This is a genomic window from Micromonospora sp. NBRC 101691 (assembly GCF_030269285.1).
Lineage (GTDB): Bacteria > Actinomycetota > Actinomycetes > Mycobacteriales > Micromonosporaceae > Micromonospora > Micromonospora echinospora.
On the sequence record NZ_BSTB01000023.1, the window covers coordinates 1 to 16,830 of the forward strand.

Consider the following 16,830-nt stretch of genomic DNA (forward strand, 5'->3'; position numbering starts at 1 on the left):
CCCGCCGCCCGCCGCCCGCCGCCCGCCGCCCGCCGCCCGCCGCCCGCCGCCCGCCGCCCGCCGCCCGCCGCGTTAGTTGGTTGCAGGGGACCCTTCTTCGACAAAAAACGGTAGGAAGGGTCCCCTGCAGGCACCCGGCACCCGGCAACCCGGCACCCGGCAACCCGGCACCCGGCACCCGCCGGTTTCACGTGAAACGCCACCGACAGAGGGGGCGAGCACTGAAGTTCGTTGCGTCAGCGCGGCAGTCTCTTCCGGCCAGCGGTGTGGGCAACAGCGGGACGCGCGGCTGGGGTGCGAGCGGTTATCCACAGCCACGCGGAAAGCGTCGCGGATATCCACAGGAGTTATCCACAGGCAGCCCCGTTTCACGTGAAACAGCGCGTAGAACGACGTGGCAGCCTGTGGATGACGGGTGTGATGTGCGCCTCGATCGCCGGGATCCGGGCGTCCTGTCGAGCCGAAGAGCCGCCCGGGGCGATGGGCGGACGGCGCGGTCCGGAGCGACGACCCCGATGTGGCCCCTGACGACGAGTGTCTACAGGACCACGCATTCGGGTGGGGACAGGGGGTCTCGTACTCGGTTAGGGTCAGCCTCGTGCCCCACACCCCTCCTGCTGTCCCGGACTTCACCCAATGGCCCTCCTTCCCCTTCGACGGCGACCTCCGTATCAAGCAGCTCGATGATCCGGTTCCGGTCGAGCCTCCCCGCAAGGGCGAGGCGGACCGGGAGTGCACCGCCTGTGCCGCGCCGGACGAGGCGTACATCTGGGTGGGGGAACGCTGGCGGGTCCGGGCGATGGACCGCCCGACGGGTCTGCCGATGGTGCTGATCCTGGAGTCCCGCTCCCACCTCGACCTGGGAGACCTGCCGAATCTGCTCGCGGCCGAGCTGGGCGTGATGACGGTACGTCTGGAGCGGGCGATCCGGTCGCTGGACGGGGTGGCCCGGGTACACGTCAATCGTTGGGGTGACGGCTCCTCGCATCTGCACCTGTGGTTCCTGGCCCGCCCGTACGGCCGGCTGCAACTTCGTGGGACGTTCCTCTCCCTGTGGGACTCGATCCTGCCGCCGATCTCCGAGGCGCAGTGGCGGGAGAACCTGGCCCTGGTGGCGGCCTGGCTCGGTGAGTTCGGCGGCCGCCCGCTGGCCGAGCCCTCCCGCATCCAGTGGCAGGCCCCGGCGAGTTTCAGCGACTCCTCCCGGCAGGAGTCGGGGTCCCCGGAAAGCGAGATCGGCTCGGTGATCGAGGCGGCCGGGGAGACCGACGACGAGCTCGAAAGCACCGACGGCGCGGCCAGGAGCACCGACGGCGCGGTCGGCCGGATTCCCGCCCCACGCACCGATCCGGACCAGCCCGATCCGGCGGACCAGAGCCGCGTCGAGGAGGCGGACCGCCCGGGCGCCACCCCCTGACCGCGAACGGCCCGACGAAGGCGACACCGGCCCGGCTCGTCGACGGGGAGAGCGGGCCGAGCGGAAGCAATCAGGGCCGGGCGGGAGACCGCGCCGGCCCTGATGCGTGGTGGGAATCGGTGGGACTGTTACGGGCGGCGACCGGCGGCCTGCACCACCAGCTCTTCGAGTACCCGCCCGAAGTCGAGCCCGGCGGCCTGCACCGCCAGCGGCAGCAGCGAGGTCTCGGTCATGCCCGGCGAGACGTTCACTTCCAGTACGTGCGGTTGCCCGGAGTCGTCCACGATGAGGTCGACCCGGGAGAGATCACGCAGTCCGAGCGCGGTGTGCGCCGCGACGGCGACCTCGGCGACGCGGGCCGCCGCCTCGTCCGCCAGCCGCGCCGGGGCGTGCCAGGTCGTCCGGCCGGCGGTGTAGCGGGCCGCGTAGTCGTAGACACCGTTGCGCGGCACGATCTCCACCGCGGGCAGCGCCCGGGGGCCGCCCCCGAGGTCGATCACGGTGACCGCCACGTCCATCCCGGGGACGTACCGCTCGACCAGTGCGGTCGAGTCGTACGCGAAGCAGCCGACCATCGCGGCGGGCAGCGCGGCGGCGTCCCGGACGACGGCGGCGCCCAGCCCGGAGCCACCCTGCGCCGGCTTCACCATGACCGGCAGCCCGATCCGGTCGACGATCCGGTCGAGCACGGCCACCGCGCCCAACTCGGAGAACCGGTCGTGCGGCAGGGCCACCCAGTCGGGGGTGGGGATGCCCGCTTCGCGGAGCACCGTCTTGGCGGAGGGCTTGTCCCACGCCAGGCGGGCGGAGCGGGCGTCGCAGCCGACGTACGGGATCCCGCAGAGGTCGAGCACACCTCGGAGCGAGCCGTCCTCACCGGTCGCGCCGTGCAGCGCGATCACCACCGCGTCCGGCGGGTCGGCCGCGAGCGCGGGCAGCAGGGCGACGTCGGCGTCCCGCAGGTCCGCCTCCACCCCCGCCGCGCGGAGCGCGTCGAGCACCCGGCGGCCGGACTTCAGCGAGACCTCGCGTTCGTACGACAGGCCCCCGGCGAGGACGAGGACCCGCAGCTCCCCGGCGGCCGGGGCGGGCGACGGCGAACTGGTGGAGCCGGATTGGTCGGTCAGGCTGGCAGGCATGCCGAGATCATGCCAAGTCGGGTCCGGGTGCGTCCGCACCGGCCTGCCCACGTCGTCCCTGCTGGCTGACCTGGCCGAAGACCCGCCGCATGGCGATGTCCTGCTCCATCACACCGGCCAACCGGCGGACGCCCTCCCGGATCCGTTCCGGGGCGGGGAACGAGAAGTTGAGCCGCATGTGACCGCTGCCGGAGCCGTCGGCGTAGAAGCCGGTGCCGGGCACGTACGCCACCCGGGCGGCGATGGCCCGGGGCATCATTGCCTTGGAGTCGAGCCCCTCGGGCAGGGTCGCCCAGACGAAGAGACCGCCGGCCGGTCGGGTCCAGGTGGTGCCGGCCGGCATCAGGTCTGCCAGGGCGGTGAGCATGGCGTCCCGCCGCTCCCGGTAGACCTCGCGGTAGACCTTGAGTTGCTCCCGCCAGGGCATGGTGCCCAGGTAGGTGGAGACGGCTGCCTGGGCGTAGCCGCTGGGGCAGAGGATCTGCGCCTCGCTGGCGATGACCAGCTTGTCGCGAACCGCGTGTGGGGCGAGGATCCAGCCGACCCGCAACCCGGGGGCGAACGTCTTGGAGAACGTGCTCAGGTAGAAGACGCCGTCGCGCCGGCGGGCGCGCAGCGGCCGGGGCGCCTCCGACTCGAAGCCGAGCTGCCCGTACGGGTCGTCCTCGACCACCAGCAGGCCGGCCCGCTCGCAGATGTCGAGGACCCGCTCGCGCCGTTCCTCGCTGAGCGTCACGCCGGCCGGGTTCTGGTAGGTGGGGATGGTGTAGAGGAACTTGACCCGCCGTCCGGCCCGGGCGCAGTCGGCGACGGCCGCCTCCAGCGCCTCCGGGATCAGCCCCTCGTCGTCCATCGGGACGTGCACGACCTGCGCCTGGGCGGACTGGAAGACGCCGAGCGCGCCGACGTAGGTGGGCCCCTCGGCGAGCACCACGTCACCGGGGTCGAGGAAGAGCCGGGCGACCAGGTCGAGGGCCTGCTGCCCGCCGACGGTCACCACCACGTCCTCCGGGGAGGCACCGCACGAGGCGTCGATGCCGGAGAGGGCCATCACCTCGCAGATCCGCTCACGCAGCTCCGGCAGGCCCTGGCCGATGCCGTACTGGAGGGTGGTGGTCCCGTGCTCGGCGCCGAGCCGCCCGAGCATCTCGCCCACCGCGTCGAGCGGCAGCGCGGCGATGTAGGGCGCACCCCCGGCGAGCGACACCACCTCGGGACGGCTGGCGACGGCGAAGAGCGCGCGGATCTCCGACGCGGTCATGCCCCGCACGCGCCGTGCGTACCGGTCGGTGTAGTCGTCGAGCGTCGTGCCGGTCATGACATCACCTCATCGGCTTCCCTCGGGTGGCTCCCGCCCAGGCTGCGGACCGCTGCGGCGACGCCCCTGTCCCCGCCGGACGGCCCCTGGCGACGCGGGACACCGGTTGGTCGATCCTAGTCGGTGCTGGTCGGAACGGGGATGGAACGTGAGGAGGCGTCCACATCCCGGACTGCGGCGACGACCTTCCGTGGGGTGGTGTTCGCGCGTCCCCTCCCACCGGCGCGGGTTGCGGCGTACGATCGCTCGTCGGGGACAAACGCGGCGGCGTGCTCCGCGGTGTCGTCACCTCCAAGCCTATTGTGGGGATGCGCCAATGTCGCGACGTCTGGTCAGCCTGACCCTCGACACCCTGGAAGACCTGCCCCGTCCGTGCCGGCAGTGCGTCTTCTGGGAGCTGGATCCGGTCTCCGCCGACCGCGCCTGCGCCGCCGGTGACCCGGGCCTGGAGAAGGAGGCGTGGGTCTCGCAGACCCTGCTGGAGTGGGGCTCCTGCGGCAAACTCGTCTACGTCGACGGCATGCCGGCCGGGTTCGTGATGTTCGCCCCACCGGCGTACGTGCCCCGCTCGATGGCCTTCCCCACCTCCCCGGTCTCCGCCGACGCCGCGCTGCTGACGACCGCGCACGTGGTGCCCTCGTTCGCCGGGGGCGGGCTCGGCCGGATGCTGGTGCAGGGGGTCGCCCGGGACCTCACCAAGCGGGGCATCAAGGCGATCGAGGCGTTCGGGGACGCGAAGTTCGGCGACGTCGACGACCTGGCCTCCGGTGGTTGTGTCGCCCCCGCCGACTACTTCCTCTCCGTCGGCTTCAAGACGGTACGCCCGCACCCGCGCTATCCGCGCCTGCGGCTCGAACTTCGCACCGCGCTGTCCTGGAAGTCCGACGTCGAGTACGCCCTGGAGAAACTGCTCGGCTCGATGAGCCCGGAGACCCTGCTCCGGCCGGTCCGCCCGGCCACCAGCACCACCGCCGGCTGACGCCCCGGGAAGGGCTCGACGTGCCGGGCCCCGGGTCACTCCGGCGCGCGTCCGGCGGCCACCACGGCGCGCAGCTCGCTCACGTCGATCGAGCCGGTCGGCACGTCCCGTTCGATCGGGAAGTACATCCGCTGCACGGCGGCGACGATCGCCTCCACGATCCGGTCCCGGAACCGGGGGTCGACCAGCCGGCGGCGGTCCTCGGGCGAGGTGAGGTAGCCGACCTCGACGCGGACCGCCGGCATCCGGGTCAGCCGGAGCAGGTCCCATGCCTTGGCGTGGGTACGGCAGTCCCGCAGCCCGGTCCGGGCGACGATTTCCCGTTGCACCAGTCCGGCCAGTCGCTCGCCGGTGGCCGAGGTGACGCCGTTGTCCGTCCCGTAGTGATAGGTGGCGACCCCTTCGGCGGCGGGATTGTGGTGCTCGTCGGTGTGCAGGGAGATGAACACGTCCGCGCCGAGGGAGTTCGCCAGTTCGGCCCGGTCGGTGTCCGGCAGGCACCGGCCCGGCGACGGTCCCCGGGTGAGCTGCACCCGGACGCCCGCCGCCGCGAGCCGCCCCTCCAACCGGCTGGCCAGGTCGTGCACCAGGTCCGCCTCGTTCCAGCGCAACAGGCCGTCGTGGACCACCGCACCGGGGTCGGTGCCGCCGTGTCCGGGGTCGATGACCACCGTCCGGCCGACCAGCGTCGGCCCGGACTGGCGGATCGCGTCGGACTCGCGTAGCCACTGCGGACGGCCACCGACCACCTTCCGCCCGAGCCGGCGCAGCGCGTCCAGGGTGTGCGGTCCGCAGGAACCGTCCGGGGTCAGCCCCACCTCCCGCTGGAACTGGGCGAGCGCGCGGGCGGTGCGCGCGCCGTAGATGGCGTCGGCGCGTCCGGCGTCGTACCCCATCTCCAGGAGGCGTTCCTGCAACGACCGCACGTCCTCGCCGGTGATCGGCTCGGGCACGGCGTGGTAGAGGGTACGGGCACCGAGCCGCCACCGGGCGGCGTCCAGCGCCCGCCAGGTCTCCGCGCCGACCCGCCCGTCCACGCTCAGCCCACGGGACTGCTGAAAGGCCCGGACGGCCCGTTCGGTGGCCGCGTCGAACGCGTCGACGCTCCGTTCGGAGGGAAGCAGGTCGAGGTCGGTCAGGACCCGGCGGATCTCGCGCACGGCGGGTCCCCGGTCACCGGGGCGGATCGGACGCACGGATGACCCCCTTAGCGGCTGCTGACTTCTCGCCACCCACCGCGGTACGCAGGGGCTCTCTTCGTCGAGGACGCTTACGGAGCGTACCGTGGCCGATGACGCGGCGTTACCGGTTGCCGGAAGCGGCCCACCCACCCCCGGGTCAGGGAGGTCCGGTCCGGTGCGGCGCACGACGGTCCGGGAAAGGCCGGAGCCCCGCACCCGGGGCGGGTACGGGGCTGGCGGAACGCGTCGGTCAGAGCGCGGCCTGGATCAGCTTGACCAGATCACCCTTGGGCTTGGCACCGGCGATCGACTGCACCGGCTCGCCGTTCTTGAACACGGTGAGGGTCGGCACCGACATCACCCGGTAGGCCCGAGCGGTCTCCGGGTTCTCGTCGATGTTGAGCTTGACGATCCGGACCTGGTCGCCCATCTCGCTGGCGATCTCCTCCAGCAGCGGCGCGACCTTGCGGCACGGCACGCACCACTCAGCCCAGAAGTCCACCAGTACCGGCTTGTCGGACTTCAGTACGTCAGTGGCGAAGCTGGCGTCGGTGACCGCCGTCGTTGTACCCACTATGACCCTCCTCCGGGACTGTCTACGGGTTTGTCAGCTCAGGGTGGCGATGAACCGCTCGGCGTCGAGCGCGGCGGCACAGCCGGTGCCGGCGGCGGTGATCGCCTGCCGGTAGGTGTGGTCGACCAGGTCACCGGCGGCGAAGACACCGGGGATGTTGGTGCGGGTGCTCGGCGCGTCGACCCGGACGTAGCCCTCGTCGTCGAGGTCGACCTGACCCCGGAAGAGTTCGCTGCGCGGGTCGTGGCCGATCGCGATGAAGACGCCGGTGACGTCGAGCACCTTCGCCTCGCCGGTGTGCACGTTACGCAACCGGACGCCGGTCACCTTGTTGTCCGCGCCGAGGATCTCCTCGACGGTGGTGTTCCACTCGACCTTGATCTTCTCGTTGCTCAGTGCCCGCTCCGCCATGATCTTGCTGGCCCGGAACGAGTCACGCCGGTGCACGATGGTGACCGACTCGGCGAACCGGGTGAGGAAGCTCGCCTCCTCCATCGCGGAGTCGCCGCCGCCGACCACCACGATGTGCTGGTTGCGGAAGAAGAAGCCGTCACAGGTGGCGCAGGACGACACGCCGTGGCCGAGGTACTCCTGCTCGCCGGGGACGCCGAGCGGACGCCACGCCGAACCGGTGGCCAGGATGACGGCGCGGGCCCGGTACGCGGTCTCGCCGACCCACACGGTGCTCGTCGCACCGGAACCCGGCGTGCCGGTGTCGACCAGCTCCACCCGGGTCACGTCGTCGGTGAGGAACTCCGCGCCGAACCGCTCGGCCTGCTTGCGCATGTTGTCCATCAACTCGGGACCGAGGATGCCGTCGGCGAACCCGGGGAAGTTCTCCACCTCGGTGGTCGTCATGAGCGCGCCACCGGACTGCACACCCTCGATGACCAGCGGCTTGAGGTTGGCGCGCGCCGCGTAGACCGCCGCCGTGTATCCGGTGGGCCCTGAGCCGATGATGATCAGGTTGCGGACCTCGTCCACTGCCGTCTCCCGAGTGTGTGTGTTCGGCACCGGCGCGCGCACCGGTGTCGATCCGAGTACCGACGCCTGGCATCGTCGGCGACTGACATCCAGAACGTCATCGTACGAAGTGGGGATTCCCGGTCCGCTCGTCCGGTGGGTGACGTCACGTGGAAGGGCGGACGTCCGGCGACCGCGACCTCACCCTACCTGCGTCCGGTAGCGGGTGTCCGCGCCGGATCCCGGCACCCCGCAGTCCGGACCGGCCACCACGACCCAGCGGCCGCCCTCGGCGTCCACCAGGCCGACCACCAACGCCGGTTCGCCCTGGAACGCCGCGTACTCGACCCGGTCCACGGTGATCCGCCCCCGGCCGTGCGCCGCACCGACCGCACCGAGGCAGGCGTCGAGCGCCGTCCGGTCGGTGAGCCGGTCGAGGCCGGTGCCGCGTTGCGGCCGGCGGGGATCCGACTCGGGCTGCTCCGTCGGGTTGGCGCTGTCGGTGGAGAGCACCCCCGGCGCGGCCGGGACCGTGCCGACGGTGTCCGGGGTGTAGCTGGCGCCGGTGCGGGTGGGATCGGTGGTGAGCCGGAACGCGCCGGCCGGCGCGTTGCCCGCCACCGCGTTCTCCGGGGCGGAGCCCGCGTCCCGCTGCCCGCCCCCGAGGCCGACGAGCTGCGTGACGCCGAAGCCGCCCGCGACCATCGCCGCTGCGGCGACCAGCACCGGGGCTGTCCGACGGGACCAGCGCCGACGGGAACGACCGGGGGAGGTCGGGCGGGAGGACTCGCCGACCACGGCCACCGTCCGGCTCGACGGGCCGCCGGAGGTGCCGCTGGCCGCGGTGGCCGGTGACGGTGACACCTGGGCGGGCACGGTCGCCGGTGCCGCCGGACCGGCCCCGGCGAGCGCGGCGGTGAGGCGGTCGGCCACCGTCTCCGGCATGGTGGGGGTCGTCGCGCCCCAACCGGCCAGCGCGGTGCCGACCAGGGCCGTCGCGGCAGCCAGTTCGTCGTGTGCCTGCGCCCAGGCCGGGTCCTCCGTCACCAGCCGGGCGACCGTGGCCTCGTCGGGCGTGCCGTCCAGCGCGCCTCCGACGTAGTCGGCGAGCAGGTCGTGGTCGACCTCCCCGAACCGCCCGGCCGTCACGTGTTCTCCCTCTGGTCGGTGTGTTTCCGGGATCGCCCCGGCCCTGATCCGACGCCCTCGGGTGCTCGTGGGTTCCCGCTCGTGACGCCGGGCACGTCCGGCTGGCCGGGCCGGGAGCCACCGGTGTGCTCCGACGGCCCGTCAGCGCCGGTGCGGAGATGCCCGAGCAGGACGGCCAGCCGCGCCCGGCCCCGGGCACAACGGCTCTTCACCGTGCCCTCGGCCACGTCGAGGATGCGGGCCACCTCGGCCACCGGGTAGCCCTGCACGTCGACCAGGATCAGGGCGGCCCGCTGCTCGGGCGGCAGCTGCCCCAGGGCCTGCCGGACCACCAGAGCGGTGTCGTGGTCCGGGGCGGGGGCGGCCGGCTCGACGCCGCCGACGGCCGTGGGGTCGTCGGAGCGGTTGCCGTCCGGCAGCGGCACGGTGGGATGGGCCTGCCGGCGTCGCATCCGGTCCAGACAGGCGTTCACGACGATCCGGTGCAGCCAGGTGGTGACCGCCGAGTCGCCCCGGAACCGGGCCGCCGCGCGGTGCGCGGAGAGCAGCGCGTCCTGGAGGGCGTCGGCCGCCTCCTCGCGGTCGCCGATGGTGCGCACGGCCACCGCCCAGAGCCGGTCGCGGTGCCGCCGGAACAGCTCGGTGAAGGCGTCGCGGTCCCCGGCGACGTGCGCGGAGAGCAGTTCGGCGTCGGTGGCAGCGGTGTCGGCGGCGATCAGGGGTGACGGACCGGCCGGCCCGCCACCCGCGTTCGCGCCACGCCCGGTCATCGCCACGCCCCGTGCGCGGGGTGGCCGGGTCGCCGTGGCCGCCGGTTCACTGCACCTGGACCGTGATCTCCTGGACGATGAGCTTGAACCTGCCCTGGTCGACCTCCGGCAGGTCGGTGACCCAGAAGAGGAGGTACTGGTACTTCTTGTCGGCCTCGAAGCCGTCGAAGACCATCTTCGCGCCGTGGTTCTCCAGCGTCGGGCCGATCTGGCTGCTCTTGTACGCCTCGACGAGGGCCTTGTCGCCGGACGAGGTGGACGGGTGGTCGGCCGTGCCGCCGTAGAGCTGCCCGGTGGCGCCCCGGTTGGACAGCACCGCCTCCACCGACTTCACCGTCTGGGGCTGCTTGAGGTCGATCAGGATCCCCATGCCGGCCTTGAGGTTGCTGAACTTGGCGTTGTAGTAGCTGTCGGTCTGCCACGCCTCGTCCTGGTCGCCGTCGACGACCTTCTCGATGCCGTCGAACTCGTCCCGGGCCCGGCTGTCGGGGTCGATCACGCGGACCTGGTCGGGGCCGAGCTTCAGGGTGCGGATGGCCGCCGGTGCCGGGGCGGGCGCGTCGTCGCTGGCCGCCGGGGTCGGGTCGGCGGCCTGGCCGCCGGGGTCGTCCCCGCCGCCCAGGGTGGTGACGCCGATGAGCAGACCGATCAGGGCGACCACGAGCAGGCCGGCGATGCCGAACACCACCTTGCGGCCACCGGCCGGGGACAGCGGCGTGCGCTCGTCCTCGCCGTCGGAGGAGGTGAACCGGAGCGGGCCGGCCTGTTCGAGGTACTGCTCGTCGGCGGGCACCTCCAGCCGGGCCAGCTCGGCGGTGAGCACGTCCGAGGAGGGCGGCGCGATCTGCCGGTCGAGCAGGTCCATGGTGAGGTCGTCGAGGTACGCCGGCACACCGGCGCGGATCTGCCGGGGGGCGGCCAGGGCGCCGCCCGCATCCCGGACCGCGTCCGGGATGACCGCCCGGCCGTGCCCGGCGGTGGCGCCGTGCAGCGGGGCCTCGGCGTGCGGCCAGTGCCCGGTCAGCGCGAAGTAGAGGACACCCCCGACCGCCCGGATGTCGTTCTCCTGGCTGTCCGCGCCGTCGGTCCGTGCGTCGGCGAGCACCACCCGGCCGTCGTCGCTGATCATCACGGTGCCCGGGTGGACGTTGCCGTGGACCATGTCGGTGGCGTGCACCGCGGCCAGGGCGTTGGCCACGGCGTGCCCGATGCTGGTGGCCCGCGCCGGATCCAGTGGACCCTCGGCGGTCAGCTCGCGTAGCGACCGGCCGTCCACCCACTCGCGGACCACGTACGCCCGCTCGGCCTCGTCGATGGCGTCGTAGACGCCGACCAGGTTGGGGTGGATCACCCGGCTGGCGGCGACCGCGGCCTGGAGCATCTCGGTGGCCGAGTCGCCACCGGGGTGCCGCAGCACGACCGCGACCGGGCGGCGCAGGATGACGTCGACGCCACGCCAGACCTGCCGGCCCGCGCTGTCGTCGTTGATGTGCTCGACCAGTTCGTACCGTTCGGCAAGGATCTCACCGACCGTGGGAGCACCGAAGGTCATGACGGACGGAGCGCTTTCCTCCGCCTCCTGACCCTCGCCGACCTGGGTCACCCGTCCTCCCTCGGTGATCGTGTCGATCGATGGACCCGAACTGCTGGGCATGTGGCTTCCCGCTCTGCCTCGTCAAGGAACCGGCTCGTGTCGTCGACGCGGAGCGCCGCCGGCGGCCGTACCCGTCGAGAGCGACCTTACCTGGGTTGCGTCTCTCCCCGACATGTCATCTTGCCGCCGTACCCGCACAGGGTGTCGGTTACGGGTGGCGTGTCCGGTTACGACCGTTGTCTGCCACGTTGCTGGCACATGTACGTGCCAATCTAGAGGCTGACCGCAAGCGCTGACCGGAGGGGCCCGCCGAAACCGGGTGACCGGGTCGACCGCCGACGGGTTCCCCCCGATCGTCTGGTCATGCTCATCCGTACGGTCGGTTATCCACAGGCCGAACCGGTAGGTGAGCGGTGGCTCGCTGAGTTATCCACAGGTACATCCCCAGGTTGGTGATCCACCGTCACGCACTGTCCACAGGTTGACGGATCACCGACCGAGCCGGCGACGGACCATGCCGACCACCTCGGTGATCTCGCTGATCCGCAGCAGCATGGCCAGCCCGAGGTACGTGCCGGTGATGACCGCCCCGCCGACCACGAGCTGGACGATCGCCTCCAGCCGGCTCGGCGTGTCGTCCCCCGGCAGCAGCCAGATCACCAGCAGGCCGACCAGCGCGGCCCCGGCGGCGGCGACCAGCACCCGGCCGAGGGTACGGACGATCGCGCCGAGCCCGATCCGCCCCACCCGCGGCCGCAGCAGCCAGGCCGAGCCGATTGCGGCGGCGAGGTACGACACCGCGTTGCCGATCATCATGCCGGCGGCGGCGAAGCTCGCCGAGAAAGCGGCGAAGAGCACGATCTGCACGCCGATTCGCAGCGCCACCACCGGAATGTTGATCAGGGCCGGGGTGCGGGTGTCCGGCAGCGCGTAGAAGGCGAAGGTGAAGAGCTGGCTGACCGCGAACGGGACCAGCGCGACCGCGGCGACCAGCAGCACCAGCGAGGTGGCCTCGGCGTTCTCCGCGCTGAACGCGCCGTACCGGAACAGGGTGGTCGCCAGCGGGGTGGCCAGCACCGCGTAGCAGACCGCGATCGGGGCGAGCACCGCCGACACGGTCCGGGTGCCCCGGGACAGGTCGGCGGCGAGGTCGGTGTAGCGACCGTCGGCGGCGGCGGCGCTCATCCGGGGCATCAGTGCCGTGATGATCGACACGGCGATGATGCCGTGCGCCATCATCAGCAGCAGGAAGACGTTGTTGTAGATCAGCGGACCGGCGGCGTTCTCCCGCCCGGCTCGGTTGAGCAGGTTGAAGAGCACGATCAGACCGACCTGGCTGACCGCCACGTAGCAGAACATCCAGCCGCCGAGGCGGCCCAGCTCGGCCAGGCCCAGGGCCCGGAAGTCGAAGCGGAGCTTCCACCGGAAGCCGACCTTCCGCAGCGCCGGGAGCAGCCCGATCGACTGGATGGCCACGCCGAGCAGGGTGCCGCCGCCGATCAGCAGGATCCGGCCGGTGGTCATCTCGTCCGGGTCGATGATCTCCGCGCCGAAGATGGCGATGTAGAGCCCGGCGGTGCCGATCACCACCAGGTTGTTCAGGATCGGGGCCCACATCGGGGCGGCGAAGTGCCCCCGGGTGTTGAGCACCGCGCTGATCAACGCGCTCAGGCCGGTGAAGAAGATCATCGGCAGCATGAGGTACGACAGCGCTCTGACGAGTTCCGGATAGCCCTCGCCCGACTGCTCTCCGCCGTAGAGCGCGGTGAGGACCGGAGCGCCGAGCAGCGCCAGCAGCACCGCGACGCCGAGCGCGAGCACCGCCAGGCTGAGCAGCCGCTGGGCGTACGCCTGACCGCCGTCGGCGTCGGCCTTGCGCCGACGGACCAGCACCGGGATCAGGACGCTGGTCAGGATGCCGCCGAGGAGGAACTCGTAGACCATCCCGGGGAGGATCTGCGCGGTGGTGTACGCGTCACCGACCAGCGCGCCGCCGAGCGCGGCGGTCAACGCGAGCGTGCGCAGGAAGCCGGTGCCCCGGCTGACCAGGCTGCCGATCGCCATCACCGCGCTGTTCGTCGCCGCGCTGGTCTCCGCCACCTGCTCCGGCGGCGGGGCGGTCGACTCCAGCGCGGGCTGGTTCAGCGGCTCGGCCGAGATGTACGTGGCACCGTCCGGCCGGTGGTCGTTCCCCCAGCCGGCGTTCGCGCTGCGGTAGAGCCCGCCGCTCATCGAGCCTCCAGGGGTACGAGATGGTTGGGCACGGGCCCGTACACGACCAAGACATTAGTCAACGCGTCCCCAGGTCGCGCCCGCCGGACCAGTTCACCCCCCGGACCGCTAGGCTGGCGCTCCGATGTCCGAAGCCTCCGTACCCCACGTCGCCGACCGTCGCCAGCTCACCGCAGCGCAGCGCAACGCCGTCGCCGAACTGCTCCGCGTCTCCCCGGTCGCCGACGAACTGGGCCGCCGGTTCGCCCGCGCCGGCCACGAACTGCACCTGGTGGGCGGTTCGGTCCGGGACGCCCTGCTCGGCCGGCTCGGCGAGGATCTCGACTTCTGCACCGACGCCCACCCGGACCAGACGCTCAAGGTGCTCAAGGGCTGGGCCGAGTCGATCTGGGAGACCGGGCGCGAGTTCGGCACCATCGGCGCGCAGCGCGGCGGCCTCCGGCTGGAGATCACCACCTACCGCGCCGAGTCGTACGACCAGGTCAGCCGCAACCCGGTGGTGGCGTACGGGACGAACCTGATCGACGATCTGAAGCGGCGTGACTTCACCGTCAACGCGATGGCGGTGAGTCTGCCCGAGCACCGGTTCACCGACCCGTACGGCGGGCTGGACGACCTGGCCGCCCGCGTGATCCGTACCCCGGGCACGCCCCGGGAGTCCTTCGGTGACGACCCGCTGCGGATGCTGCGGGCGGCGCGGTTCGCCGCGCAGCTCCGGTTCGCCGTGCATCCGGACGTGCGTGTGGCGATGACCCGGATGGCCGCCGACCTGGACCGGATCACCGCCGAGCGGATCCGGGACGAGTTCACCAAGCTGCTCTGCGGCGCGGACCCGATCACCGGGCTGCGGCTGCTGGTCGACACCGGGCTGGCCGAGCGCTTCCTGCCCGAACTGACCGGGCTGAAGCTGGAGATCGACGAGCACGCCCAGCACAAGGACGTCTACGAGCACACCCTCACGGTGGTGAGCAACGCGGTCGCGCTGGAGGAGGACGGTCCGGACTTCGTCCTCCGGATGGCCGCCCTCATGCACGACGTGGGCAAGCCGGCCACCAAGGCGGTCGGCTCGGACGGCCGGGTCAGCTTTCACCACCACGAGGTGGTCGGCGCCCGACTGACCAAGGTCCGGATGAAGGCCATGCGTTACCCGAAGGACGTGACCGCCCAGGTCACCAAGCTGGTCGGGCTGCACCTGCGCTTCTACGGCTACGGCCGGGGCGAGTGGACCGACTCGGCCGTCCGTCGGTACGTCACCGACGCCGGTGACCTGCTGCCCCGGCTGCACAAGCTGACCCGTTCGGACTGCACCACCCGCAACCGGCGCAAGGCCGCCCAGCTCGCGTCGGACTACAGCGCGCTGGAGGAGCGGATCGCCCGGATCGCGGCCGAGGAGGACCTGGCCCGGGTCCGTCCCGACCTGGACGGCAACGCGATCATGGAGTTGCTCGGCGTACCGCCGGGGCCGGTCGTCGGGCGGGCCTGGAAGCACCTCAAGGACGTCCGGCTGGAGCACGGCCCGCTCGACCGGGACGCCGCCGAGGCGGAACTGCTGCGCTGGGCCCGTGCCGAGGGGATCGTCGAATGACCGCTCCGACCTTCGTCTTCGTCCACGGCGCCGGGAGCAACTCGTTCACCTGGGCGCCCATGCAGCGTGAACTGGCTCTGCGCGGCCACCGGTCGCTCGCCGTGGACCTGCCCGGGCACGGCTTCGGGGCGACCTTCCCGGCGGCGTACCAGGCACCGCAGGATCTCGCCGCGCTGGCCGCCGCACCGAGCGCGATGGCCGGCATCGGCCATGCGGACAACGTGGCGCACGTGCTGGAGGTGCTGCGGCGGGTGCGCGTGCACGGGCCGGTGATCCTGGTCGGGCACAGCCGGGGTGGTCTCACCCTGACCGGGGTCGGCAACGCCGCGCCGGAACTGGTGGACCGGCTGGTCTACATCTCGGCGTGGTGCTGCGTCGACGACACCCCGGCCGGCTACCAGACCTCGGCTGAGAACGCGTCGAGCGCACTGCACGACGTCGCCGACCTGATCGCCGCGAATCCGATGGAACTCGGCGCGCTGCGTTTCAACTGGCGTACCGCCGATCCGAAGCTGATCGCCACGCTCCGCGAGGCCATCCTGGCCGACGGCACCGACGACGAGTTCTACGGCTACCTGAACACGCTGGAGCCGGACGAGAGCCTGGACGCCGGCGAGGAGCGGGCCGACGCGGCGACCTGGGGCACGATCCCGCGCACCTACGTACGGCTCACCGCCGACCGTTCGATGCCGATCGCCCTCCAGGACCGGTTCATCGCCGAGGCCGACGCGCTGACCCCGGACAACCGGTTCGACGTACGATCGCTCGACCTCAGCCACGCCGGGGTGCTGGTCCGTCCGGTCGAGACGGCAGCTCTGCTGTCGTCACTGGTCGAAGCGTGACGAAGCGGTCCGCCCGGCGGCAGGTCGGGCGGGCCGAGCAGCACCGGTGGGGGCGTGTCGTCCCGGGTTGGGTGCCCGCCGGGGGCGTGGCGCGCTGACTCCGGTCAGCCTCCGCAGCCCCGTCGGCTGCACGAAGATCGACCGGTGGGCAACCGCGTCGCCCCTGTCGTCGGTGGTCCTTGGCCCGGCCGCAGGGCCGACGTCATCACCGCCCTGCGGGCGGGACACATCCCCTCCACCGAGGCTTTAGAGCTGCCCGCACAGACGGGGCAAGACTCGCGGGGCAGCCGGGAGGCGCGGGCGGCAACTGCCGGAGGTCGGCCGCCTGCACCCCGACGGGTCCGAGGGCGATCCGAGGCGGCGAGGGCGGTCCGAGGGGGCGAGGGCGGTCCGAGCCTGGGCGCACGGACGGGGCAGCTCTAAAGGGACGCTGGGAGGTAGCCAGCCACCCCGCCCGGTCGCCGTCGCCCGCACCCGTGGCACCTCCCGCCGAGCCCTCGCCGCGCACCCCCGTGGTGCGCACCCCGTTGGCGCGACGGCGGACCCCCACGTGGGTGCCCGGCCCAGGCTTCGACGACCGCGCTGCCACGTCGGCAGGCGGCGGGTGCGATCGGGGTGGTGTCAGTCGGCGACCGGGGCGGTCAGCTCCCAGAGATGCCCGTCCGGGTCGGCGAAGACGCCGGTGTACCCCCAGGGCTTCGCCGACGGCTCGGTGACCGTCTCGGCGCCTGCGCCCCGGACCCGCTCGAACGCCCGGTCGACCTCGTCGGACGTGGCGAACCCCAGGTTGAGGAGACACTCGCTCTGCCCGCGCGGGGCGACCTCGTGGGGACCGATCACCCAGCCGAACCCGCCGCTGGGCACCAGCATGAGGTGCAGACCGTCGTTGACGACGAACCGCAGCGGCTCGGGCACCCCGTCGGAGGCCAGCTCACCGACGGCGGTGAGCCCCAGCGCCTCCTGATAGAAGCGGTACGACTCCCGTCGGTCGGCGATCGGCAGGGCGACCACCACGGGCGAGTGGAAAGGCACGGCAGCGTCCATACCGCGATGCGTACCACGTGGTTGTGACAAGACCCCGCCCACA

At 72.4% G+C, this 16,830-nt stretch carries 14 protein-coding genes; 4 read left to right on the forward strand and 10 right to left on the reverse strand.

The features are described 5' to 3' along the window. Positions 1 to 598: 598 nt before the first annotated feature. Positions 599 to 1,417, forward strand: coding sequence for a hypothetical protein (locus QSK20_RS27305; protein WP_285791483.1), 819 nt, complete (start codon positions 599 to 601; stop codon positions 1,415 to 1,417). A 128-nt stretch (positions 1,418 to 1,545) separates the two neighbouring features. Here the strand turns inward: QSK20_RS27305 and QSK20_RS27310 are convergent, their stop codons facing one another. Together QSK20_RS27310 and QSK20_RS27315 are read right to left on the reverse strand one after the other, a co-directional pair. Continuing rightward, positions 1,546 to 2,556 (reverse strand): D-alanine--D-alanine ligase family protein, encoded by a 1,011-nt coding sequence (locus QSK20_RS27310; protein ID WP_285791484.1) that lies wholly within the window; start codon positions 2,554 to 2,556, stop codon positions 1,546 to 1,548. Positions 2,557 to 2,563: 7 nt separating this feature from the next. Continuing rightward, positions 2,564 to 3,874: an aminotransferase-like domain-containing protein gene (locus QSK20_RS27315; protein WP_285791485.1), complete on the reverse strand. Its 1,311-nt coding sequence runs from the start codon at positions 3,872 to 3,874 to the stop codon at positions 2,564 to 2,566. A 316-nt stretch (positions 3,875 to 4,190) separates the two neighbouring features. Here QSK20_RS27315 and QSK20_RS27320 point away from each other — a divergent pair, with 316 nt between their 5' ends. Further along, positions 4,191 to 4,853, forward strand: coding sequence for a GNAT family N-acetyltransferase (locus tag QSK20_RS27320; protein ID WP_088981374.1), 663 nt, complete (start codon positions 4,191 to 4,193; stop codon positions 4,851 to 4,853). 35 nt (positions 4,854 to 4,888) lie between these two features. Here QSK20_RS27320 and QSK20_RS27325 read toward each other — a convergent pair whose 3' ends face one another. The 7 genes from QSK20_RS27325 to murJ form a co-directional block, all read right to left on the reverse strand. Then, positions 4,889 to 6,049, reverse strand: coding sequence for an N-acetylmuramoyl-L-alanine amidase (locus QSK20_RS27325; protein ID WP_285791486.1), 1,161 nt, complete (start codon positions 6,047 to 6,049; stop codon positions 4,889 to 4,891). Positions 6,050 to 6,284: 235 nt separating this feature from the next. Next, positions 6,285 to 6,608: a thioredoxin gene (trxA, locus tag QSK20_RS27330; protein WP_285791487.1), complete on the reverse strand. Its 324-nt coding sequence runs from the start codon at positions 6,606 to 6,608 to the stop codon at positions 6,285 to 6,287. A gap of 33 nt (positions 6,609 to 6,641) precedes the next feature. After that, complete coding sequence (gene trxB, locus QSK20_RS27335) at positions 6,642 to 7,592, reverse strand: thioredoxin-disulfide reductase (protein WP_088981377.1); 951 nt, start codon at positions 7,590 to 7,592, stop codon at positions 6,642 to 6,644. A 180-nt stretch (positions 7,593 to 7,772) separates the two neighbouring features. Beyond that, positions 7,773 to 8,720, reverse strand: a complete 948-nt coding sequence (locus QSK20_RS27340) for an RsmA family anti-sigma factor (protein WP_285791488.1) — start codon at positions 8,718 to 8,720, stop codon at positions 7,773 to 7,775. Then, positions 8,717 to 9,490, reverse strand: a complete 774-nt coding sequence (sigM, locus tag QSK20_RS27345) for an RNA polymerase sigma factor SigM (RefSeq protein WP_285791489.1) — start codon at positions 9,488 to 9,490, stop codon at positions 8,717 to 8,719. The genes QSK20_RS27340 and sigM overlap by 4 nt, the downstream gene beginning before the upstream one ends. A gap of 46 nt (positions 9,491 to 9,536) precedes the next feature. Continuing rightward, positions 9,537 to 11,144 (reverse strand): protein kinase family protein, encoded by a 1,608-nt coding sequence (locus QSK20_RS27350; protein WP_285791490.1) that lies wholly within the window; start codon positions 11,142 to 11,144, stop codon positions 9,537 to 9,539. A gap of 429 nt (positions 11,145 to 11,573) precedes the next feature. Further along, positions 11,574 to 13,316: a murein biosynthesis integral membrane protein MurJ gene (murJ, locus tag QSK20_RS27355; RefSeq protein ID WP_285791491.1), complete on the reverse strand. Its 1,743-nt coding sequence runs from the start codon at positions 13,314 to 13,316 to the stop codon at positions 11,574 to 11,576. Between the two features lie 124 nt (positions 13,317 to 13,440). On the opposite strand from murJ, the gene QSK20_RS27360 reads away from it, so the two are divergent. Next, positions 13,441 to 14,901, forward strand: coding sequence for a CCA tRNA nucleotidyltransferase (locus QSK20_RS27360; RefSeq protein ID WP_285791492.1), 1,461 nt, complete (start codon positions 13,441 to 13,443; stop codon positions 14,899 to 14,901). Then, positions 14,898 to 15,743, forward strand: coding sequence for an alpha/beta fold hydrolase (locus QSK20_RS27365; RefSeq protein ID WP_285791493.1), 846 nt, complete (start codon positions 14,898 to 14,900; stop codon positions 15,741 to 15,743). The genes QSK20_RS27360 and QSK20_RS27365 overlap by 4 nt, the downstream gene beginning before the upstream one ends. Positions 15,744 to 16,364: 621 nt before the next feature. Here the strand turns inward: QSK20_RS27365 and QSK20_RS27370 are convergent. After that, positions 16,365 to 16,787 (reverse strand): VOC family protein, encoded by a 423-nt coding sequence (locus tag QSK20_RS27370; protein ID WP_285791494.1) that lies wholly within the window; start codon positions 16,785 to 16,787, stop codon positions 16,365 to 16,367. Positions 16,788 to 16,830 lie beyond the last annotated feature (43 nt).